General features: G+C 43.2%; 15 protein-coding genes and 1 tRNA gene. 4 read left to right on the forward strand and 12 right to left on the reverse strand.

Annotated features, from left to right (window positions below; all coding sequences use genetic code 11):
• Positions 1 to 14: 14 nt before the first annotated feature.
• Complete coding sequence (locus tag ACYZZR_RS01285) at positions 15 to 1,034, forward strand: glycoside hydrolase family 43 protein (protein ID WP_461532177.1); 1,020 nt, start codon at positions 15 to 17, stop codon at positions 1,032 to 1,034.
• A gap of 99 nt (positions 1,035 to 1,133) precedes the next feature.
• On the opposite strand, the gene ACYZZR_RS01290 is transcribed toward ACYZZR_RS01285, so the two are convergent.
• The 4 genes from ACYZZR_RS01290 to ACYZZR_RS01305 form a co-directional block, all read right to left on the reverse strand.
• Complete coding sequence (locus tag ACYZZR_RS01290; RefSeq protein ID WP_461532178.1) at positions 1,134 to 2,315, reverse strand: redoxin domain-containing protein; 1,182 nt, start codon at positions 2,313 to 2,315, stop codon at positions 1,134 to 1,136.
• 15 nt (positions 2,316 to 2,330) lie between these two features.
• On the reverse strand, positions 2,331 to 3,737 hold the full coding sequence (locus tag ACYZZR_RS01295) for a RagB/SusD family nutrient uptake outer membrane protein (protein ID WP_461532179.1): 1,407 nt from the start codon (positions 3,735 to 3,737) through the stop codon (positions 2,331 to 2,333).
• Between the two features lie 17 nt (positions 3,738 to 3,754).
• Positions 3,755 to 7,312, reverse strand: coding sequence for a SusC/RagA family TonB-linked outer membrane protein (locus ACYZZR_RS01300; RefSeq protein WP_461532180.1), 3,558 nt, complete (start codon positions 7,310 to 7,312; stop codon positions 3,755 to 3,757).
• A 132-nt stretch (positions 7,313 to 7,444) separates the two neighbouring features.
• Positions 7,445 to 8,596, reverse strand: coding sequence for a FecR family protein (locus ACYZZR_RS01305; protein ID WP_461532181.1), 1,152 nt, complete (start codon positions 8,594 to 8,596; stop codon positions 7,445 to 7,447).
• A 127-nt stretch (positions 8,597 to 8,723) separates the two neighbouring features.
• Here ACYZZR_RS01305 and ACYZZR_RS01310 point away from each other — a divergent pair, with 127 nt between their 5' ends.
• Both ACYZZR_RS01310 and ACYZZR_RS01315 read left to right on the forward strand, forming a co-directional pair.
• Positions 8,724 to 9,266: an RNA polymerase sigma factor gene (locus tag ACYZZR_RS01310; RefSeq protein WP_461532182.1), complete on the forward strand. Its 543-nt coding sequence runs from the start codon at positions 8,724 to 8,726 to the stop codon at positions 9,264 to 9,266.
• A gap of 845 nt (positions 9,267 to 10,111) precedes the next feature.
• Positions 10,112 to 11,308 carry an ATP-binding protein gene (locus tag ACYZZR_RS01315; RefSeq protein WP_461532183.1) on the forward strand — a complete coding sequence of 399 codons (1,197 nt, stop codon included), beginning with the start codon at positions 10,112 to 10,114 and terminating at the stop codon, positions 11,306 to 11,308.
• 377 nt (positions 11,309 to 11,685) lie between these two features.
• Here the strand turns inward: ACYZZR_RS01315 and ACYZZR_RS01320 are convergent.
• Positions 11,686 to 11,767: transfer RNA gene (locus tag ACYZZR_RS01320), tRNA-Leu, on the reverse strand.
• 107 nt (positions 11,768 to 11,874) lie between these two features.
• Here ACYZZR_RS01320 and ACYZZR_RS01325 point away from each other — a divergent pair.
• Entirely contained in the window at positions 11,875 to 13,272 is a 1,398-nt protein-coding gene (locus ACYZZR_RS01325; RefSeq protein ID WP_461532184.1) for a dipeptidase, read from the forward strand.
• An 80-nt stretch (positions 13,273 to 13,352) separates the two neighbouring features.
• Here ACYZZR_RS01325 and ACYZZR_RS01330 read toward each other — a convergent pair whose 3' ends face one another.
• From ACYZZR_RS01330 to ACYZZR_RS01360, 7 genes are all read right to left on the reverse strand, one after another.
• Positions 13,353 to 13,721: an MmcQ/YjbR family DNA-binding protein gene (locus ACYZZR_RS01330; RefSeq protein ID WP_461532185.1), complete on the reverse strand. Its 369-nt coding sequence runs from the start codon at positions 13,719 to 13,721 to the stop codon at positions 13,353 to 13,355.
• A 14-nt stretch (positions 13,722 to 13,735) separates the two neighbouring features.
• Positions 13,736 to 14,386 (reverse strand): DUF4230 domain-containing protein, encoded by a 651-nt coding sequence (locus ACYZZR_RS01335; RefSeq protein ID WP_461532186.1) that lies wholly within the window; start codon positions 14,384 to 14,386, stop codon positions 13,736 to 13,738.
• A 65-nt stretch (positions 14,387 to 14,451) separates the two neighbouring features.
• A complete protein-coding gene (locus ACYZZR_RS01340) occupies positions 14,452 to 15,198 on the reverse strand; it encodes a cyclase family protein (RefSeq protein ID WP_461532187.1) in 747 nt (248 codons plus the stop codon).
• Between the two features lie 53 nt (positions 15,199 to 15,251).
• Positions 15,252 to 16,376 carry a radical SAM family heme chaperone HemW gene (gene hemW, locus ACYZZR_RS01345; protein WP_461532188.1) on the reverse strand — a complete coding sequence of 375 codons (1,125 nt, stop codon included), beginning with the start codon at positions 16,374 to 16,376 and terminating at the stop codon, positions 15,252 to 15,254.
• 38 nt (positions 16,377 to 16,414) lie between these two features.
• Positions 16,415 to 16,972, reverse strand: coding sequence for a crossover junction endodeoxyribonuclease RuvC (gene ruvC, locus ACYZZR_RS01350; protein WP_461532276.1), 558 nt, complete (start codon positions 16,970 to 16,972; stop codon positions 16,415 to 16,417).
• A gap of 58 nt (positions 16,973 to 17,030) precedes the next feature.
• Positions 17,031 to 17,582, reverse strand: coding sequence for a hypothetical protein (locus ACYZZR_RS01355; protein WP_461532189.1), 552 nt, complete (start codon positions 17,580 to 17,582; stop codon positions 17,031 to 17,033).
• Positions 17,583 to 17,760: 178 nt separating this feature from the next.
• A complete protein-coding gene (locus ACYZZR_RS01360; protein WP_461532190.1) occupies positions 17,761 to 18,345 on the reverse strand; it encodes an energy transducer TonB in 585 nt (194 codons plus the stop codon).
• Positions 18,346 to 18,499 lie beyond the last annotated feature (154 nt).

Below are 18,499 nucleotides of genomic sequence, written 5' to 3' on the forward strand. Positions count from 1 at the left end.
CCCATTGTCATCACATGAAAAACAAATTTTATCTCCTGCTTATCGGGTTGGCTGGTTTTGTAGTCGGTTGTCAAAATTCCGGACAAACACATGCGGGCTCCCGAGAAGAAGACCCGGCAAAAACAGTAGAAAAAAAACAGATTTACCTGGCAGATCCTACCATTTTTGAAAGTGACGGCACCTATTATCTCTACGGAACCAAAGGCGATCCAGAGATTGAAGGAGAGGGTTTTCTGGTTTATACTTCTACCGATCTGGTAAACTGGGAAGGCCCTTCGGGGGCAACCGATGGCTTCGCTCTAAAAAAAGGAGATGCTTTTGGAAATGGAGGATTCTGGGCACCTCAAATATTTGAGTACAATTCTAGGTTTTATATAGCCTATACCGCAGACGAACATATCGCTATAGCCTCAGCCGATAGTCCACTGGGACCTTTTACCAACGACGGACAAGCTATAGAAGCCCCAGTAAAACAGATAGATCCTTTTGTCTTTTTTGACAACGGCAATATATATATGTACCACGTACGTCTTCAGGAAGGGAACAGGATTTTCGTTGCCGAAATGACCGACGACCTGAGCAGCTTAAAACCAGAAACCCTTACCGAATGTGTTCATGCCGAAGAGCCTTGGGAAAACACCCAACAGGTGGAATGGCCGGTAGCGGAAGGGCCTACTGTTGTTAAAAAGGAAGGACTTTACTACCTACTCTATTCTACCAACGATTTCAGAAATCCGGACTACGCTGTGGGATATGCTGTAAGCGACAATCCAACAGGTCCTTGGGAAAAAGCCGATCAAAACCCAATCATATCACAGAGCAGTGCCGGAGAACCCGGAATCGGGCATGGCGATATTGTAAATGGACCGGACGGAAACACCTTTTATGTGTTACACACCCATTATTCAGAAAATGAGGTTCACCCTAGAAAAACAGCCATGGTACAGATAGAAATAAAAGATAACAAAGTGCACTTTGTCGCCAACAGCTTTAACTGGATTAAGGTAAACCACAATATTACTTCTCCGGAATAACAAACTGTGGCGCAGAATAGAAAACACTGAATTAGCAAAAAAAATCCCCGGAAAATCTGTGTTTTCCCGGGATTTTTTATCGATTAATACCTGTTTAAATTACGGCAGTAATTCTTTCAATTTTTCATCCAACGCCTCTCCTCTGAGATTTTCGGCGATCACCGTACCACTTTCATCTACCAAAAAGGTGGCAGGGATAGCTTTTACCGCAAAGGCATCACTCATTGAACCATCGTCTATAAGGTTGGGCCATGGCATATTTTCATCCGCCAGCGCTTTTAGCCAGGCATCGTGTTTCTGATCGATAGAAACACTCAGTATTTCAAAGCCTTTGCCCGAAAATTCTTCGTATGCTTTTTTGAGGTTGGGTATTTCTTTGCGACAGGGGGCACACCAAGAAGCCCAGAAATCTATCAGTATATACTTTTTACCTGCAAATACACTAGTAGTCTGTACGCTTTTCCCATCTTTGTCTTTCAAGTTAAAATCAGCGACCTTCTCTCCCTTCATTCCTTTAGGAAACAGCTCTTCATGTAGCAATTGGCCGTAATAGCTGTTTTTGGCCTCTTCAGAAAACTGTTCAAAAATAGGTCGCTGTTCAGGTGTAAAATAAGCGTATTGAGTAAGCATAAACAAGGGACCCCACCACGAATCTTTGTGCCCTAAAATCAAATCTGTAGACTTCTTCTCCACTTTTTCAAAAAAAGCCTTTTCCTTTTGTTCAAATTCCTTGTATTCTGACGTGTTTAACAGAGAATCCATCAATTTGTCATCATTATCCCCCCTAGCTTTCCCCAAAAGCCTGCTCAACTCTTCATAACCTTTGTGATAATCGGCATAATCCTGTTCTAACTCTTCTTTAAAAGCGATTTGTTCTCGGTAGTAATCATGCGCCTCAGAGCCGGTGATTATTTCGTCAGAGAACACAATTCTGCCGCTCTCTTCATCAAGATCTCCGGCTTTGGCTGACAGGCTGATTTCAGCATTCTCCAACACAGCGTTTATAAAGCCCTGATTATCTCCGAAAACCACGTAAAACAAACGGGGTTCCTCCAATTTTCCGCTAAAGCTAAATTCACCGTTTTCCACCGTTGTTTCTGCTACAGCCTTTTCATTGCTATGTGTAGCACCCGGCAGGAGTTTTACCGTTGTTCCGTCTGCTATATTTTCAATATGTCCTTTCAGCACATAAGCGTCTGTACTTTTCTCAGCCTTTTTCTTGCAAGAAACTACAAGTAGGATAAAGCACAAACCCAATACTTTGTTTACAGTTTTGATCATTGTTTGATTTTTTAATTATTTATCTACGTTTTGAACCAGACTTCCATTCCCCGGATTGTCGGTAGCCCCCTGTGGGAAGGGCATGGTCCACAGATGAGAATCAGGGGTCAGTGTATAAGTCTCACCCTGGTATATCTTGCTAAATCCTACGGTGTAAACCCCTTCGGCATTCAGGCGACGCGCATCGCAAAAAGGCACTATAGACATGATGAGCTCATTGCTCTTCAAGGCGATAATAGCTTCCATAGCTTCCGCTTCATCGGCAACACTGAGGTCGGTGTACTTATCGGGTAATATTCTCGTTTGGCGTATCTTGTTCAGTATGGCTACGGCATCTGTTACTTGACCCTGTCTCGCCAGGCACTCGGCTTTTATCAGATATACCTCTACTGTGGTCATCCCTCCGTAGTTAAAATAGCCCGACAAGGTAGCGTTGTAATAGGTATCCACTCCCACTGTCCTAATCTTCCAACGGGACAAAAAGCGAGCGTCTCCCTCTTCAAATCGCTCTGCTCGTTCTACCGGAATATCGTTTTCAGGACTAATCCTCGACAGTGCGCCATGGCGATAGTTGTAGTTTTCCACATAGTCAAATCCCACAGGAGACGGCATAGTCAAATAAGAGTCCGGATCTTCTATAAGTGATTTATTGCTGTTGTAATAGGCGATCCAATCGTACAGACTGCTATTTTTTTCAAGAGCCTTATCGGCATAAACCAATGCCTGTTCATAGTTGCTCATCTGCAAATACAAGCGAGACATAAAAGCGTAACCTGCACCTGAGTTTGGATGTAGTACGGTGGCTGAAGTCTCGGGCAAATAAGGCAGCGCTTCCTCCATATCGGCAAGCATAAAATCGTATAGTTCCTGAATACTCACCTGTTTGCTCGGTGCATTGATATCTGCGCTGGTAATCAAAGGTACAGACAGTTTATCCGACGCATTAGAGGCCTCGTAGGTATCGGCGTAATAATTGACGAGGTTAAAATAACTCATCGCTCTCAACACCTTGGCTTGCGCCCAAAGCTCTCTCTGTTCACTCTCTGTGGCCTCTGTGGTTTGCAGCGCATTCTCCACAATCAGATTGAAGGTAGAAATCCCCCCATAACCTCCGTAATAAGTGGCTTCGTCGGCACGGTTTAAGCTGATGCGATCGGCCGATTCATCCCAGAGATAATTAGCTTTATCCAAAGGGTAAAAAGACAAGGTTGCATCAGATACATATTTGTCGTTCAACAAGTTTAGCGCCTGATCTACATTGAGCACGTGATTGGTGTATTCGTCCCTGATCAATGCCTCAAAATCGGATAGTGTTTGCGGGATTTTAGACCCCTTGGGAATATCGTCTAGATAATCTTCACAAGAAACCAATCCCGAAGCCAGTACCAGTATATATATTAAGGTGATATATCTATTTTTCATCTGTTTGTTTTTAACGGTTAAAGATTCACATTAAACCCTAGTACAAAATTCGGACTGTAATAGCCTCCTAAGAGAAATTTTGCGTCTCTGCTTTTAGCGATGGTAAACACATTTTCCACATTAAAGTTTATGCGAAGACGCTCTATACCCAGTTTAGTAGCCAAATCGGTACTGTTGTAGGAGAGCGATACATTGCTCAATCTCAGGTTTGAAGCATTTAGAATATTTTGGCTCGCATAAGAGTAAATAGACTGTAGGTCGTAGCTGTAATCAGCATCGTACTCGTATATGGCTCTGGGCACATCGGTATGTGCCTCGTCTCCGGGTTGCAACCAACGATCTCTAATTCGGTTGTTTAGCGTGGCTATATTAGCGATATATCCCCCTGTAGCACTAGAGTAGCTACTTCCAAACATCGGCAAAAAGTTATTCCTGATCTTGTGTCCCAATTCGTAGATAAAGAGAGCAGACAGCGAAAAATCTTTGTAAGATACCGCCGTTCTAAAAGATCCGCTTTGAACGGGTACCGTTGTGCCATAATCATTAATCGCCTCTAAATCGGCAGGGTTATACGATACGGCCTCTCCGGCAGCATCGTACACCTGAGGCAGCCCTGTATCGCTCAATCCGGCCCATTGATAACCGTATATAGTGTTGTAGTCTTTACCCACTCTCGGAAATTCAGAAGGGTAATCCAGTTGTAAATAATACACCGGAGCTTCTACGTTTACGCTGGTCACCTTGTTTTTGTTGTAAGCGTACATCAGACCTATATCCCAAGAGAAATCAGAGGTTTGAACAATGCGTCCGTCTAGGCTGATTTCTACACCTTTGTTGGTCATTTCACCATTGTTTAAGGTATAGGTAGAATACCCCCAACCTTCTGTGGGTACCCCGTTGCTATTAGCCAAGAGGTCTTCCCCCTTTTTGTGATACAGATCGAGTGTACCACTTAGTCTGTGGTCGAACAAGGAAAAATCTACCCCCAAGTTGGCGGCAGTGGTTTTTTCCCAAGACAACTGTGGATTCGGACGAGAGTTAATCCCCCCTTGCAATCCTCCAACGTTGGGATTGGAGCTGTAGTAAGCGGTGAGATAAGGCGCCGAGTCTTTGGCAACATTGCCTCCTATACCGTATGAAAACCGCAGCTTGAGCATATTTACCCACGAAGGATTAAAAAAGGATTCGTTGTGTATATTCCACCCCGCTCCGGCCGACCAGGTCGGTTTGTTTTGGTATTTGTTGTCTGTGCCCCAAAGATTGGATCGATCCCAACGCAAACTCCCTGTAAAAGAGTAGCGCGAATCGTAGGTATATCCGGCATTGCCGTATACCGAGACATAGCGGTTGGTCAGTTCTCTTTCGGCAGAGAAATCGTTTTGAGACATATACCCGCTAAAAACAGCACCGTAAGCTTGTAACAAATCGGCCTGATTGATGGGAGTAAAGCTCAAAGTTTGAGCGTCATAGCCATAGCGTGTATTCTCGCTATACTCCAATTTGGAATGTCTCATTTCCATACCTGCGATAGCACTGACATGGTGCACATCCTTAAACAATTTATTAAAATTGAGCTGCTGGCGGAAATTGTAAGCGTTGGAATACTGATTACTCCTATACGAAATATCGCCATAGGGCAAATTGTACACAGCTTTGTTGTCGGGCGAAATGGTGACCAGTTCGTTTACCCTCGACCGCACCTCATACGATCTCTTGTCTCTCAGTTGATTTACACGTCCTACCCCGTATTCGTACTGGAACATGGCGCTATACGAAAACGCTTCGCTCAATTTGAGGTTTAACTTAGCATAGGTTCTATTGCTGAAATTTTTGTGTTCTCTCAAGTTTCTCCCCAGCTCGTCTATGGGGGTAATATCCATACTGTACAAGCCGTAGAGATTCATAGACTGCAAGGTAGAGCGGTTGTAACGCGAGGCGGCGGTAGAAGTAAAAGGTGTTCCGTCGCTGTTCATCAGGCGGTTGTAGGGCTGAAATTTAAAACCAGGATTAAGCGGATCGAAGGCCTGTTCGTCTGCATTGTTAAAATACACGTAGGTTCCGAGATCTAAGCTGAGCCAATCGGTGATTTCAGTAGAATTTCTCAAATTGATCCCTATAGAATTGTCTTCTGAATAACGATCTTCAAACTTGTTGTCTTTATACGTCACCGAAGCGTTAAAACTGTTATTTTCGGTGGCTCGTCCAAAGCTGAGGTTGTACTGTTGGTAATACTGATCGCGTTTGGCATAGCGCTCCAAATCGTCGTAATACTGATATCCGGATGCTCCCAGTCGGGCTATGGCACTATTCATTTCAGATTCCGAAATATTTCCGGCGTAGTAGTTGAGTAGGGTTTGCATCCCTTGGCTGGTATACACCGCATTGTCGAGTAGCGAAGTGGCATAAGCGGCAGCTCCGGTGGCTTGCAAATTGGGGTTTCCATTGGCCCACTCCTGCTCCAATCCGATGATATCAGCTGCATTAGTCAGATTGCCCGTATAGTATTTATAAGGTGAAATCGTCAGGCTGCTGGAAAAGGAAATATCAGTTTGTCCGGCCTTGGCCTTTTTGGTAGTGATTACTATTACTCCATTAGCTGCTCGTGCTCCGTAAATAGAAGCAGCCGCTGCATCTTTAAGCACAGTAATACTCTCTATATCTTCCACATTCAAATCCGGGAGGTTTTCTTCGAGACTGTAGTACTGATTATACCTGGTTTTCTCTACCGGAAACCCATCTATAACATAGAGCGGAGTGGTGAGTCCGCTCATAGAGGTCACCCCTCTTATTACCCCGTCCTGATAGCCTACAATACGCCCTGCCAACACAGCATCCAGATCGTTGAGTCGCTGCGATTCAAAATCCTCACTCTCCAACTTGGTAAAGGCCCCCGTAGTTCGCTCGCTCGATATGGTTTGATATCCGGTAACGGTCACCTCACCAAGTTCGTTGGCTTGTTCTGTCAACCTCACAACAATCTCCTGTTCTAATCCCACCGGTATTTCTCTACTTGTAAATCCTATATAGCTAAAGACAAGCACATCCCCCTCTTCGGCCATAATACTAAATTTACCGTTTTCGTCGGTTGTTGTCCCTTTTTGGGTTCCTTTTACCAAGACTGTGGCTCCCATCAAAGGCATTCCGCTTTTATCCCTTACGGCACCAGTAATCAACTTTTGTACAGCTTCCTTCGTATCTGCTACGCCTAAAGTAGAGGGAGTTGTGTTTAATACAATCTGCTGGTCGAACAGCTGAAAAACGACATCTGTATCCCCAAACACTTTTTTCAGCACTTGCGACAGCGGTTCTTTTTGGGCGTAAACACTAATCTTACGGGAGAGGTTTACATCTCGGTGATTATACAAAAACCGGTAAGAGGTAATAGTCTCTACAGTTTTAAAAAATTCTTCTACAGTAACTTGTTCGAGGTCTACTGAAACTTTTACATTCTGTGAATACGAGCTCGCTTCTATGCGAAACACAGCAATGAAAAGAAAGAATAATGCAAGTTTCATTTTCAGGTCAAATTTCAGGACGCAACAGGCGCGCCCCAAACGGTTAATAGGTTTTTTCATACTTTTGTTTTGAATTAGCTGGTTTACTTTAGTAAATCGGTGAACACCAATCGGAGAATGCGGCAACATTTTCCGATTTTTTTGTTCCATACAAGCTTGTGTTGGTCAGGTTTTGGTTTTCATAATTGACGATTAATTAATAATTACGGTATTCCCCTCTATAGTATATTCAAAAGGATAACTCCTCTGAAATGATTGCAACACCTTTGGCAGAGGCTCTCCATAAAATTTAGCGGTAAATATCTCTTTTTCAAGCTGTTTATTGTGGTTTTCTATACGCACGTCAAACTTTCGTTCCAAGCTGTGTATAATGGAGGCAAAATCGGCTCCTTCAAAGATCATCGCACCATCTTTCCAAGCAGTATAACGTTCAGTATCTACAGTTTTCGTTCTCAAGTACTCCCCTTGATTGTCAAATTCTGCAAGTGTTCCCGGCTTTATAAGCAATGCCTTTTCTTCATCATAAGTTTCCGCAGCCTTGTACAAGGCCACCTTCCCTTCTACCAAAACCGTACTCACCACGGAATCTGACGGATAATTACTCACATTGAAGCTAGTGCCCAGCACTCGCACTCCAACCTCATCAGTACGCACTACAAAAGGGCGGGAAGTATCTCTTGAAACTTCAAAAAAAGCCTCTCCTTTTAAATAGACCTCACGGGTAGAACCCGAGGTGACGTTGTGCGGAAATTTCAGCCATGTTCCCGAATTCAGTGTAATACGAGTACTATCGCTCAGTACCAAAACAGCGGTTTCTCCGTAGGGCACATCAATTTCACTATAGCTTTCTGTATTGGCTTCTCCGGTAGCAATATATTTTACGGTATCGCCCAGCTGTTTTACCTCCACTCCCTGCAAAATTCCCAAAGTCCCGTGAGAATTACTTTTGAGCGATTTTATCAGGGTATCAGACAAACGAAGGCTCACTCCCTTTTTAACCGATTTATCCTGTGTAGCCGTTTGGGGAGATCGGTCGATTACAGCCAGCCCTACACCCAACAAAATAAGCAATACAGCTGCATAGTTAACAAATGTGGGAAGACGGCGCACTTTCCCTTTTTGTGTTGACAGATTTAGGATTTCGCTTAGCAGTTTTTCCTTTTTCTCTTTTGAAGGGGGCGTGTACGACCAGGCTGCAATACGCCGGTTTAAGTTGGCATACGATTTGAATAGCTCCGCATACGACGCTTTCTTTAGCAATTCGTCTAGCTCGAGCTGTTCTGTTTCCGACAGCTCGCCGGAAAAGTACTTGTGCACCAAATTGTAAAACCGCTCTTTCTCCATAAACTACAAGAAGACTTTTACTATATGACACAAGCTTTTAAAAAACCCCTATACCCAGTTCATATTTTTTTTTCATTTTTGTTAAAACAAAATTATCTTTTCGTTATCACGAGCTGTACGACTGTCAATGAAATACCAACCGAAAAATAAGGCCGAACTCCTCAACGCGCTTCATTCGGGAGATAAAGCCGCTTTCAAATATATTTTTGAGGCCTTTTACGACGATTTGGTATGTTATATCTACAGTTTGTGTAACAACCGCGCCAAGGCAGAAGATATAGTACAGAACGTTTTTGTCAAACTTTGGGAACAGCACGACACCATTGCGGTACACACTTCCTTGAAAAACTACCTCTTCAGAGCCTCTCACAATCTATTTATCAATAGCCTTAGACGAAACAGAAATACTGTTTTTCTTTCCGACCACCTTTATCTGGAAAGTTTTCTGGCGGAGGAAACCGAGGGAAAAGAAGCCCTACCTAATCGCGAAACGCTACAACAAGCTATCGATACACTGCCCGAGCGATGTAGGGAGATTTTTGTCCTCCATAAAATTAAGGGGATGAAATACAGTCAGATAGCCCAAAAATTAAACATTTCCATAAAGACCGTAGAAAACCAGATGAGCAAAGCCTATCAGAAACTTCGGAAAATGAAGAATCGGGATTAAATCATTTCTGGTCTCATTACTCAATCGATATTAAGGAATGACACGGAAAATGTTCATTCTGAGCGGAGAGAAGAATTTCCCCCCAAGCTCAAAGAATCTTTAACAGATCAAAAACTCCCCTCTTCAGACAAAGAGGGGTGGACAGCTTCGCTGGACGGGGAGTTCTGACAAGCCCGAAACATGGCTGTTTTACCCTAAACATTTAGGAATAGTACAATCGTTTGGGGTTTCAGAACCCTCCCCCCTCGCTGCACTAGGGTACCTCCCTTTGTCTAAAGGGAGGAGTCTTTTTTATAACTATTAAGAAAAAACACTAAGAACTAATCAACTACAAATCTCACCACACTAATTCGTCTATGGGGGGAGACGCAAAATTTTGCGTCTCTACAGTGTCTGGTTTATGTCATATTGCTGTTCTACTAATCGCCCTGTATAAGGTAGTTAAGGCCATAATAAACAACTATGAACTAATGGATTGTTATTGGGTTAATGGGTTAATGAGTGATAACTAATCACCAAGTCTCCTCATCACCAAGTCTCCCCGTCAACAAAACCCTTCCTTCATTTTGTCTTGACACAAAACGAAGCAAAAACGCAAAAAAACAGAAAAACAAAAGCCCCACACTAACAACTCCGAACTAACAACTAAAAAACTATTTCCCGATGGCCACGTCGCGTGCAGCTGCACCTTACACTCCTCGCTATGACGGGGTTTCATCTCGGCCGAAGTGGAGAGATCTCACTACCCGGAATTTCAAAACATAGAGAAATAAAAGGCCTGTCGATAAATTTGTTTATTGGATTAAACAAATTATTTCTATTTTTGTTTACTGTAATAAACAAAAATGGAGTTTTTAATAGAGCAATTTCGTCAAAAGTTAAAATACACCTCACTTGATTTTGTCCGTTCCCTAATGAGTGAAATCAATTGGAATGCACGGCTTATAGGAATTAAAGGGGCAAGAGGAATAGGGAAAACCACACTTTTGTTACAATATATCAAGTTAAACCTGAGTGAGTCTTTTAATCAAACTTTATATGTGAGTTTGGACGATATTTGGTTCAACAACCATTCTCTTGTACACTTAGTACGCGATTTTGAACGGCAAGGTGGCAAATACCTCTTTTTGGATGAAGTTCATAAATATCCTGGCTGGGCACAAGAACTGAAAAACGTATATGATAATTATCCTGCCCTGAAAATCGTTTTTACCGGGTCGTCTCTTCTCGAAATCTTAAATGCTCGTGCCGATTTGAGTCGAAGAGCTGTGGTCTATAGCATGCAGGGATTTTCTTTTCGGGAACATATTAGTGTGGAGACAGGGGTAGACCTTCCCGTTTTGTCTCTCGACCAAATTATTAAAAATCACCATGAGGAAGCCCAAAAAATTAATGAGCGTATAAAGCCATTCGAACATTTCGAGAAATATCTTAAATACGGGTATTTCCCTTTTTATATGGAGCAACCTGATTTATATTTAATGCGTTTGGGGGAAGTGCTCAACATGGTTTTGGAAATTGAACTTCCTTTGCTGCGAAATATAGACTTAGCCTATGTAGCCAAAGTAAAACAACTTTTGGTTATCATCGCCGAATCTGTTCCCTTTATCCCCAATGTAAGTAAGCTAAGTAATAAAATCGGAATTAATCGAGCTACTTTATTGTCCTATCTGCATTATCTTGATGAGATAGGACTGACTCAGAACTTATATAAAAGCGCTCGAGGTATCAGTAAATTGCAAAAGCCTTCCAAAATATACTTAGACAACACCAACCTCATTTATCTAATGGCTCGACAAAATGCCGATAAGGGAAATCTAAGAGAAACCTTTTTTTTAAACCAATTGACCTATAGACATTCTCTTAGGTATACTGAAAATGGTGATTTTTTGGTGGATGACAAATTTACTTTTGAAATTGGAGGAAAGGGAAAAAAAACGAAGCAAATTGAATCTGTTGAAAACGCCTATGTCGTTGCAGATGATATCCTGTACGGATATCAAAATAAAATACCCTTATGGCTCTTCGGTTTTCTATACTGAGAAAATATCATCTCGACCGAGGTGGAGAGATCTCACCCCAAGCTAAGTATCTTTAGAAGAACCAAACAACTAAAACCCGTCATTGCGAGAAGCCGACCAACGGGAGGCATCGCGGCAATCTCCCGGCAAGCACACACAAACCATTCCCTAAAAAAGGATTGTTTGTAATGGTATGTTGCTCAGGGGGTGAGATGGCCACGTCGCACCTCACGCTGCGCGGGGTGCTCCTCGCCATGACACGTATCCCCTCTTTCTCCTTTTCACCGAGTCTCCTCACCTCCAAGTCTCCACGTCAACAAAATCCCCACTACAAACTACGAACTACAAACTAATCAACTACAAAACAAAAAAGCCGAAGATTCCTCCTCGGCTTTTCGTGCGGATGAAGGGAATCGAACCCCCACGCCTCGCGGCACTAGATCCTAAGTCTAGCGTGTCTACCAGTTCCACCACATCCGCTTATGTGATGAGGCTGCAAATATAATTTATTTTTCGATTAAAAACGATAGCTCTTTAAAAAATATCTTTTTTGTACATTTGAGTGTTTTATAAAAGTAATTCTCTTCATGGAAGATATTTCATCGTATGTTCAAAAGCATAAAGAACGTTTTATCGAGGAGTTAAAAGACCTCCTCAAAATACCCTCGGTAAGTGCCGATCCTGTTTTTTCTCAGGATGTACTCAACGCTGCAGAAGCTGTAAAAGAGAGCTTGCTCAAAGCGGGATGTGCGCACGCAGAGATCTGTGACACTCCGGGATATCCTATTGTTTACGGAGAAAAAATCATAGATCCTACCCTCCCCACGGTCTTGGTGTACGGACATTACGACGTACAACCGCCCGATCCGATGGATCTTTGGGAAAGTGGTCCGTTTGATCCGGTGATTAAGCAAACGCCCATACATCCGGAAGGGGCTATTTTTGCCCGCGGTGCCTGCGACGACAAGGGACAGATGTTTATGCACGTCAAAGCACTGGAGTATATGGTGCAATCGGGCACGCTCCCCTGTAATGTAAAGTTTATGATTGAAGGGGAGGAAGAAGTGGGTTCTGAAAGTCTCGGATGGTTTATAGAACGCAATCAGGAAAAACTGAAAAATGATGTTATTCTCATTTCCGATACCGGGATGATCAGCAATACTCAACCCTCTATCACTACCGGACTACGGGGATTGAGCTATATGGAGGTAAAAGTGGTAGGCCCTAATCGCGATTTGCATTCCGGACTATACGGTGGAGCTGTGGCCAATCCTATCAACATCCTCACCAAGATGATCGCTTCACTTCACGATGAAAATCAGCATATTACCATTCCCGGATTTTACGACAAGGTGATAGAGATTTCGCCCGAAGAACGCAGTGAAATGGCCAAAGCGCCTTTTTCACTCGAACAGTACAAAAACGCACTGGATATAGACGATGTTTATGGGGAAAAAGGCTATACTACCAACGAAAGGAACTCTATACGCCCCACTCTGGATGTAAACGGAATATGGGGTGGCTATACGGGAGAAGGAGCCAAAACGGTAATCCCCTCTGCGGCTTATGCCAAAATATCTATGAGATTAGTACCTGACCAGAACTGGAAAGAGATAAGCCAACTGTTTAAAGATCACTTTGAAAGTCTTGCTCCAAAAGGTGTAAAGGTAGAGGTAACACCTCATCACGGCGGACAGGCTTATGTAACTCCTATAGACAGCATTGGTTACCAAGCTGCGAGCAGAGCCTATAGTGATACTTTTGGAGTGACTCCGATACCGCAGCGAAGTGGTGGTAGTATTCCAATCGTATCTCTTTTTGAGAGCGTATTGAAAAGCAAGACCATACTTATGGGATTCGGACTGAACAGCGATGCCATACATTCGCCCAACGAACACTTCGGCATCTTCAACTATCTGAAAGGAATAGAGACCATACCGCTGTTTTACAAGTATTTTACCGAATTAAAGCAGTCACCACAGTAAGGCGAATAATTTTGCCGATATTCACTACAAAAAGGCGATCTTACAAGGTCGCTTTTTTGTTTGAGGAAGTCGTATTATATCTACAGCATTTCCAGCGCTTCGCGCTGTTTTTTGGTAAGACCTTTTACCACCAGTTCGTAGGAGTGGTCAATAAGTTCCCTGATCAGTGCGGGAGAGAGTTCTCCGCCGTCGAGTTGTACGGTATTCCAATGTCTTTTGTTCATGTGATATCCGGGCTGAATACTTTCGTACTCTTCGCGAAGTTGATGGGCCCGTTCCACCTCGCATTTGAGGTTTACCGAGTGGTCACCAGCCTCCCACTTGTCCAACGAAGTCAATGCAAACATCTTTCCCATCACCTTAAAAACGATAGTATCCGCTCCGAAGGGGGCATCTTCTGTAGCTCCTTTTTTGTTTAGACAGTAGTTTCTGAGTTCGTCAATATTCATACTCCAATACGTATTTATCCTTCTGTTTCGGGTTTTGATGTATTATTTTCTAATACCGGATTTTCCCCTTCGCCTAACTCCAAAGCGGAGTAATCCAGTTTCCAACCTATGGTTTGCACTATGGTTTCTATGAGAAGTATAGCTTCTAGCACTTCTTTTCGCGCTGTATTCATCAATCCGCTCTCCGGAATTTTGTCGAGGATATGCTGCCGGGCTTCTTTGTTGAGTTCGGTAAGGTCGGAGGAATCAAAACGGTTAAAAAGTCCGTTCTTCACGTCGTAATATTTCAGATCGGGTTCAATAGACAGCACCTGAGGCTGCGGAAACTCGTTTAACACAATGCGTTTTCGCCTGTTGTCGGCATTCATCTTTACCTTTCTCAGATCGTATCCTATATGCACCTTTGCATTGATGACGATCAAGGCTTTTTTCCTCCCAGAAAAAAGGCTGATAAACCCCTGTTTACTGTTCTCGTAGTGATAAATTTCGGCAAACTCTCCTTCTACGGTAACCAGCTTGCAAACCCTTCTTATTTTTTCGAGCAACACCACCGACTGCTTTTCGGTCAGCTGCTTTTGTTGCCTTCGCTTTAAATAGGTGTACAACCAGAAGGTCGCTACCACTCCGGCTACCAGCCCTATAAATAATATCGATATATCGCTCATTAATTTTCTCTGTTTTTATTTCTCCCAATCACGCCCAAATGAGTGCGCTGAAAAGAATCACCTCACTACCACAGTCTAAACAGCACCGGCCGAGACGGTGAGGCATCGTTGACAAAGGGTGCTAACTGTAAATTTAGCAAATATGTTCCGTCTTCAATCGTATCGGGCACAAAAATCATTTCTGTGATGGTTGCATCCTGCCTCAGCTCCCCTGACGTATTCCAAAACGCATTATGCGCAAGCAACTTTCCACCGTCTTCCTCTCGGTCTACCGAAGGCAAATCGACCAATAAGTGCTTTACCCCGTTTTCTTTCAAAAATACAGCTACGGACTCGTCCAAATACGGCGGATTGGTATGTGAGTAGTTGCGGTGTTGTTTACTTTCGTCATTGGGCGATGTTCTTATCACCAATGCTTCCGGCAGATTGTCTGACAACCGTGCCTCTATTTCTCTGAGCGTCACTATCTGATCCTGCCCTTGTTGTTCAGGGGTTACGGTAATCACTTCCGAAATAAAGAAAAATCTATTTAAAACCTCGTTCACACTGTGAAATTCGCGAGTGATATGTCCCACACATTCAGTATGTGTCCCGTGTGCATGGGGATTAAAACGGATGCTATTGAAGTTGACCGAGGCTCCATCGGCCACGCTTCCTATCCACCCTTCCGACTGTTCGGGAGCAATTTCGGGCGGTCCGAGATACCAGGCCACGGGATTGGCTGTCGAGGCTTGCAACGGCAGGGAAATATCCAGAGGATCATTCAAATTTGTGCGATAGGTCTTGCCTTGAAAGTAAATTATCGTTTGCATACTGCAATGTAGCGATTATACCAATAAAGCGCAACAGAGCTCACTTTTCCAACTCACACATAAAACAAATCGGAAGCGATGCCATCGGTGAGAAATTTACCTTTGGAGGTGGTGTAGAGCACTCCTTTTTCAAAAGACAACAAGCCGTTTCCCAGATATTTCTCGGCCTGTTTAATAAGATATTTTTCGTAATGTTCGCCAAATTCCTCTCTCACTTTGACGGCTGCAACTCCCCATATAGTGCGCAGTCCGGTCATAACGTATTCGTTGTAGCGATCTGCAATACTGAGCAACTCTTTTTCTTGAGGAAGTTCTCCCTTGAGCATTGCCTTGATATACTTCGGATTACTGGCCACATTCCAACTGCGTTCTCTTCCGTTATAGCTGTGAGCCGAGGGACCGATACCCATATATTTCTTTCCTAGCCAATAGGAAGTATTATTTTTGGAAAAATACCCCTCCTTTCCAAAATTGGACAGCTCGTAATGCACAAAGCCTTCCGCTGTGAGCAAGGCTGCCAATACGGCAAACTGTTCTTCGGCCTGTCCTTCGTCGGGAGCGGCTACCTTACCGCTATTTACAAAGCGATCGAGTGCTGTTCCGGTTTCTACGGTAAGCGCATAGGCCGAGATATGGGGTATATCGAATTGCAAGAGCTTCTGTACATTCTCTTTCCAGCGGTTGTTGTCCATCCCCGGAATACCGTAGATCAAATCGGCCGTAATATTGTCAAAACACTTCGAAGCCAGCTCCAGGCATTTCAGGGCTTCTTCTGCGTTGTGGGCGCGGTTCATCAGGCGAAGATCGCTATCAAAAAACGACTGTATTCCTATACTGAGCCGGTTGACGGGCGATGCTGCCAGTTCGCGTATTCTCGTTTCCGTAAGATCGTCGGGATTGGCCTCCAAGGTTATTTCTGGAGCTGTAGCAAGATTGTAGTGCTGATATACCTTTGCGATGAGACGCTCCAATTCTGCGGCAGTGAGCAGTGAAGGAGTCCCCCCTCCAAAATAGATGGTCTCTACAAGTTCACCGCTAAACTCTTCGGCACGAAGCTCCAATTCTCCTTCCAGAGCTGTCAGCATATCCGGCTTTTTAGCCAGAGAGGTGGAAAAGTGAAAGTCGCAATAATGACAAGCCTGTTTACAAAACGGTATGTGAATATAGAGTGCTCCCAAAGGCTCGATTAGAATTGAGGTTTTACTGTAGAAGAGTATTATTTTTTAACTCTATCTTCATTCTGTTTTACAAAAGAGCTCCAACTGCCATACGACTTTCCGGAAGACAGTGCATTACCCGAATTAAAAAAGTGACACACCGCTGCAGCAAGACCGTCGGTAGCATCCAAATTTTTCGGAAGCTCTCCCAACTTGAGTAGTTGTTGCAACATACGAGCCACCTGTTCCTTGCTAGCATTTCCGTTTCCAGTGATGGCCATTTTTATCTTTCTAGGTGAGTATTCGGTAACCGGCACCTCCCTCGACAATCCGGCAGCCATAGCCACGCCCTGTGCTCTGCCAAGCTTGAGCATGGACTGTACGTTTTTACCAAAGAAGGGGGCTTCAATAGCGATTTCGTCGGGGTGATAGGTTTCTATCAGTTCTACGGTACGTTCAAAGATCAGTTTGAGCTTCAGATAGTGATCGCTGTATTTCTGCAGTTGCAACTCGTTCAGTTGCAGAAATGACATCTGTTTTCCGGACACCTTGATCAATCCGAACCCCATAATAGTCGTTCCGGGGTCTATGCCTAATATAATCCTCTCCTGAGTCACATCTGAATAATTAGAATACAGCGACAAAGATAAAGATTTACAATGGGGATGTCTTCCCTTACTGTGTTTTTTCCACATCTCCGTTCAACAGCAGTGGCAAGCGATATTTTGTAGCTACCGGGATATCGCGTTTCAAAGCAGGATAGGGTTTGGGTATATTTTCCAAACCAAGACGGACAAGACTGTCGAGCTGAGGCACCCTTTTCTGCCAAAGTTCAGGCGATTCGATTTCGACCACCGAAATCTCTCCGGTGCGGGCAATGAGAAAGCGCACATAGATCGTATCTTCCACACTCCCGTGTATCACTATGTTGTGCTTGTTCATACCTTCGTAGAGGTAACTTACAAAACGGCTCTCAAAACAGTCTTTTTGTTCCCCTTTACTCCCATTTTCACCACATTCTTCAAACAGTGGATATCGATCTACGTCGTTCCAGTCGATATTTCTTATCTCGCTTTTGACGAGATCGTCTACAGGAGATTTCTTTTCGCTATTTCTACAAGCCACCACTCCTAAGGAACTCAAGCCCCAAATAAAAATACGAAAAGCTATTTTGAGCCGACACATATTTCGGAATTCCAGCAAGAAACCATTCCTCGGTGTTTGCATAAATCTACCTTTTTAAGGTCGAAAATTACGACTTTTTACGAAATTACACCTATAGAGTAAAGTACTTAAGAAACTACAAGCCCTTATCTCGCGCTGACATTGGATATTATAACTACAGCGAAAAACAAGGGCTTGCAAAAGATGTTCTAAACCTCTACTCTATACAGTTACTCAAGAGTTAGCTCTTAATATAGGAAGGCATTTCATGTCGATTTCTTTTGACTCCCTCAGGACGAATAGATTTGCCATTAGAACAGGTAGGTGTACCATCAGACCTTAGTTTATAGTTTATTGGAATTGCAAAAGGAACTCTCACCGGATTCCCCCTATACGATATCCCTGGAGTCATTACAGGCAATTGTTCGATGACTATCTTCGCCTCTTCTTCAAGCATCGGATGTGGTCCTTTTGTTTCAATATCCGTAACATTCCCTTCTTCATCTATGGTGAACAATATAGACACTTTCCCCTCAATTTTTTGACTTATTGCTTCGTCAGGATAATAAAAATAATCCCGTATATGTTCACGATTTTTTGCCTGAAAACAACTTTGGAGATTCTCGGCATCTTCACATCCGGGAAATATCGGTATCCGCTCCAACGAACTCTCCTTTTCTAACGAGCTTTCCTTTTCTTTGGAAGCCAAAGAATCTTTAGCTTTTTTTGAGGCACAGGAACTGCATATCAGTGTTCCAATAAGCAGGGGGAGTACTAACAAATACTTGAATCGACCTGTGTATACAAGGTTTACCTTCTGTAACATAATTTTTGGTTTTAGTTAGTTATTAAAAAGAAGATAGTGCGTTTTAGTTTTAATACACAATTATAATCCAATACTTCATTTAAACCAAATTTTAGTTAAAAATATTTTGAAAGCGTAGAAAAGCAGTTTCTTTTTTAGTATTTTTAGACCTCAA

Source organism: Sinomicrobium sp., assembly GCA_029266035.1.
Lineage (GTDB): Bacteria > Bacteroidota > Bacteroidia > Flavobacteriales > Flavobacteriaceae > Sinomicrobium.

Excerpts from the sequence above, each read along its gene's own strand:
- ACYZZR_RS01285 (WP_461532177.1), top strand. The coding sequence starts at position 15 with ATGAAAAACAAATTTTATCTCCTGCTTATCGGGTTGGCTGGTTTTGTA.
- ACYZZR_RS01290 (WP_461532178.1), bottom strand. The coding sequence starts at position 2,315 with ATGATCAAAACTGTAAACAAAGTATTGGGTTTGTGCTTTATCCTACTT.
- ACYZZR_RS01295 (WP_461532179.1), bottom strand. The coding sequence starts at position 3,737 with ATGAAAAATAGATATATCACCTTAATATATATACTGGTACTGGCTTCG.
- ACYZZR_RS01300 (WP_461532180.1), bottom strand. The coding sequence starts at position 7,312 with ATGAAAAAACCTATTAACCGTTTGGGGCGCGCCTGTTGCGTCCTGAAA.
- ACYZZR_RS01305 (WP_461532181.1), bottom strand. The coding sequence starts at position 8,596 with ATGGAGAAAGAGCGGTTTTACAATTTGGTGCACAAGTACTTTTCCGGC.
- ACYZZR_RS01310 (WP_461532182.1), top strand. The coding sequence starts at position 8,724 with ATGAAATACCAACCGAAAAATAAGGCCGAACTCCTCAACGCGCTTCAT.
- ACYZZR_RS01315 (WP_461532183.1), top strand. The coding sequence starts at position 10,112 with ATGGAGTTTTTAATAGAGCAATTTCGTCAAAAGTTAAAATACACCTCA.
- ACYZZR_RS01325 (WP_461532184.1), top strand. The coding sequence starts at position 11,875 with ATGGAAGATATTTCATCGTATGTTCAAAAGCATAAAGAACGTTTTATC.
- ACYZZR_RS01330 (WP_461532185.1), bottom strand. The coding sequence starts at position 13,721 with ATGAATATTGACGAACTCAGAAACTACTGTCTAAACAAAAAAGGAGCT.
- ACYZZR_RS01335 (WP_461532186.1), bottom strand. The coding sequence starts at position 14,386 with ATGAGCGATATATCGATATTATTTATAGGGCTGGTAGCCGGAGTGGTA.
- ACYZZR_RS01340 (WP_461532187.1), bottom strand. The coding sequence starts at position 15,198 with ATGCAAACGATAATTTACTTTCAAGGCAAGACCTATCGCACAAATTTG.
- ACYZZR_RS01355 (WP_461532189.1), bottom strand. The coding sequence starts at position 17,582 with ATGCAAACACCGAGGAATGGTTTCTTGCTGGAATTCCGAAATATGTGT.
- ACYZZR_RS01360 (WP_461532190.1), bottom strand. The coding sequence starts at position 18,345 with ATGTTACAGAAGGTAAACCTTGTATACACAGGTCGATTCAAGTATTTG.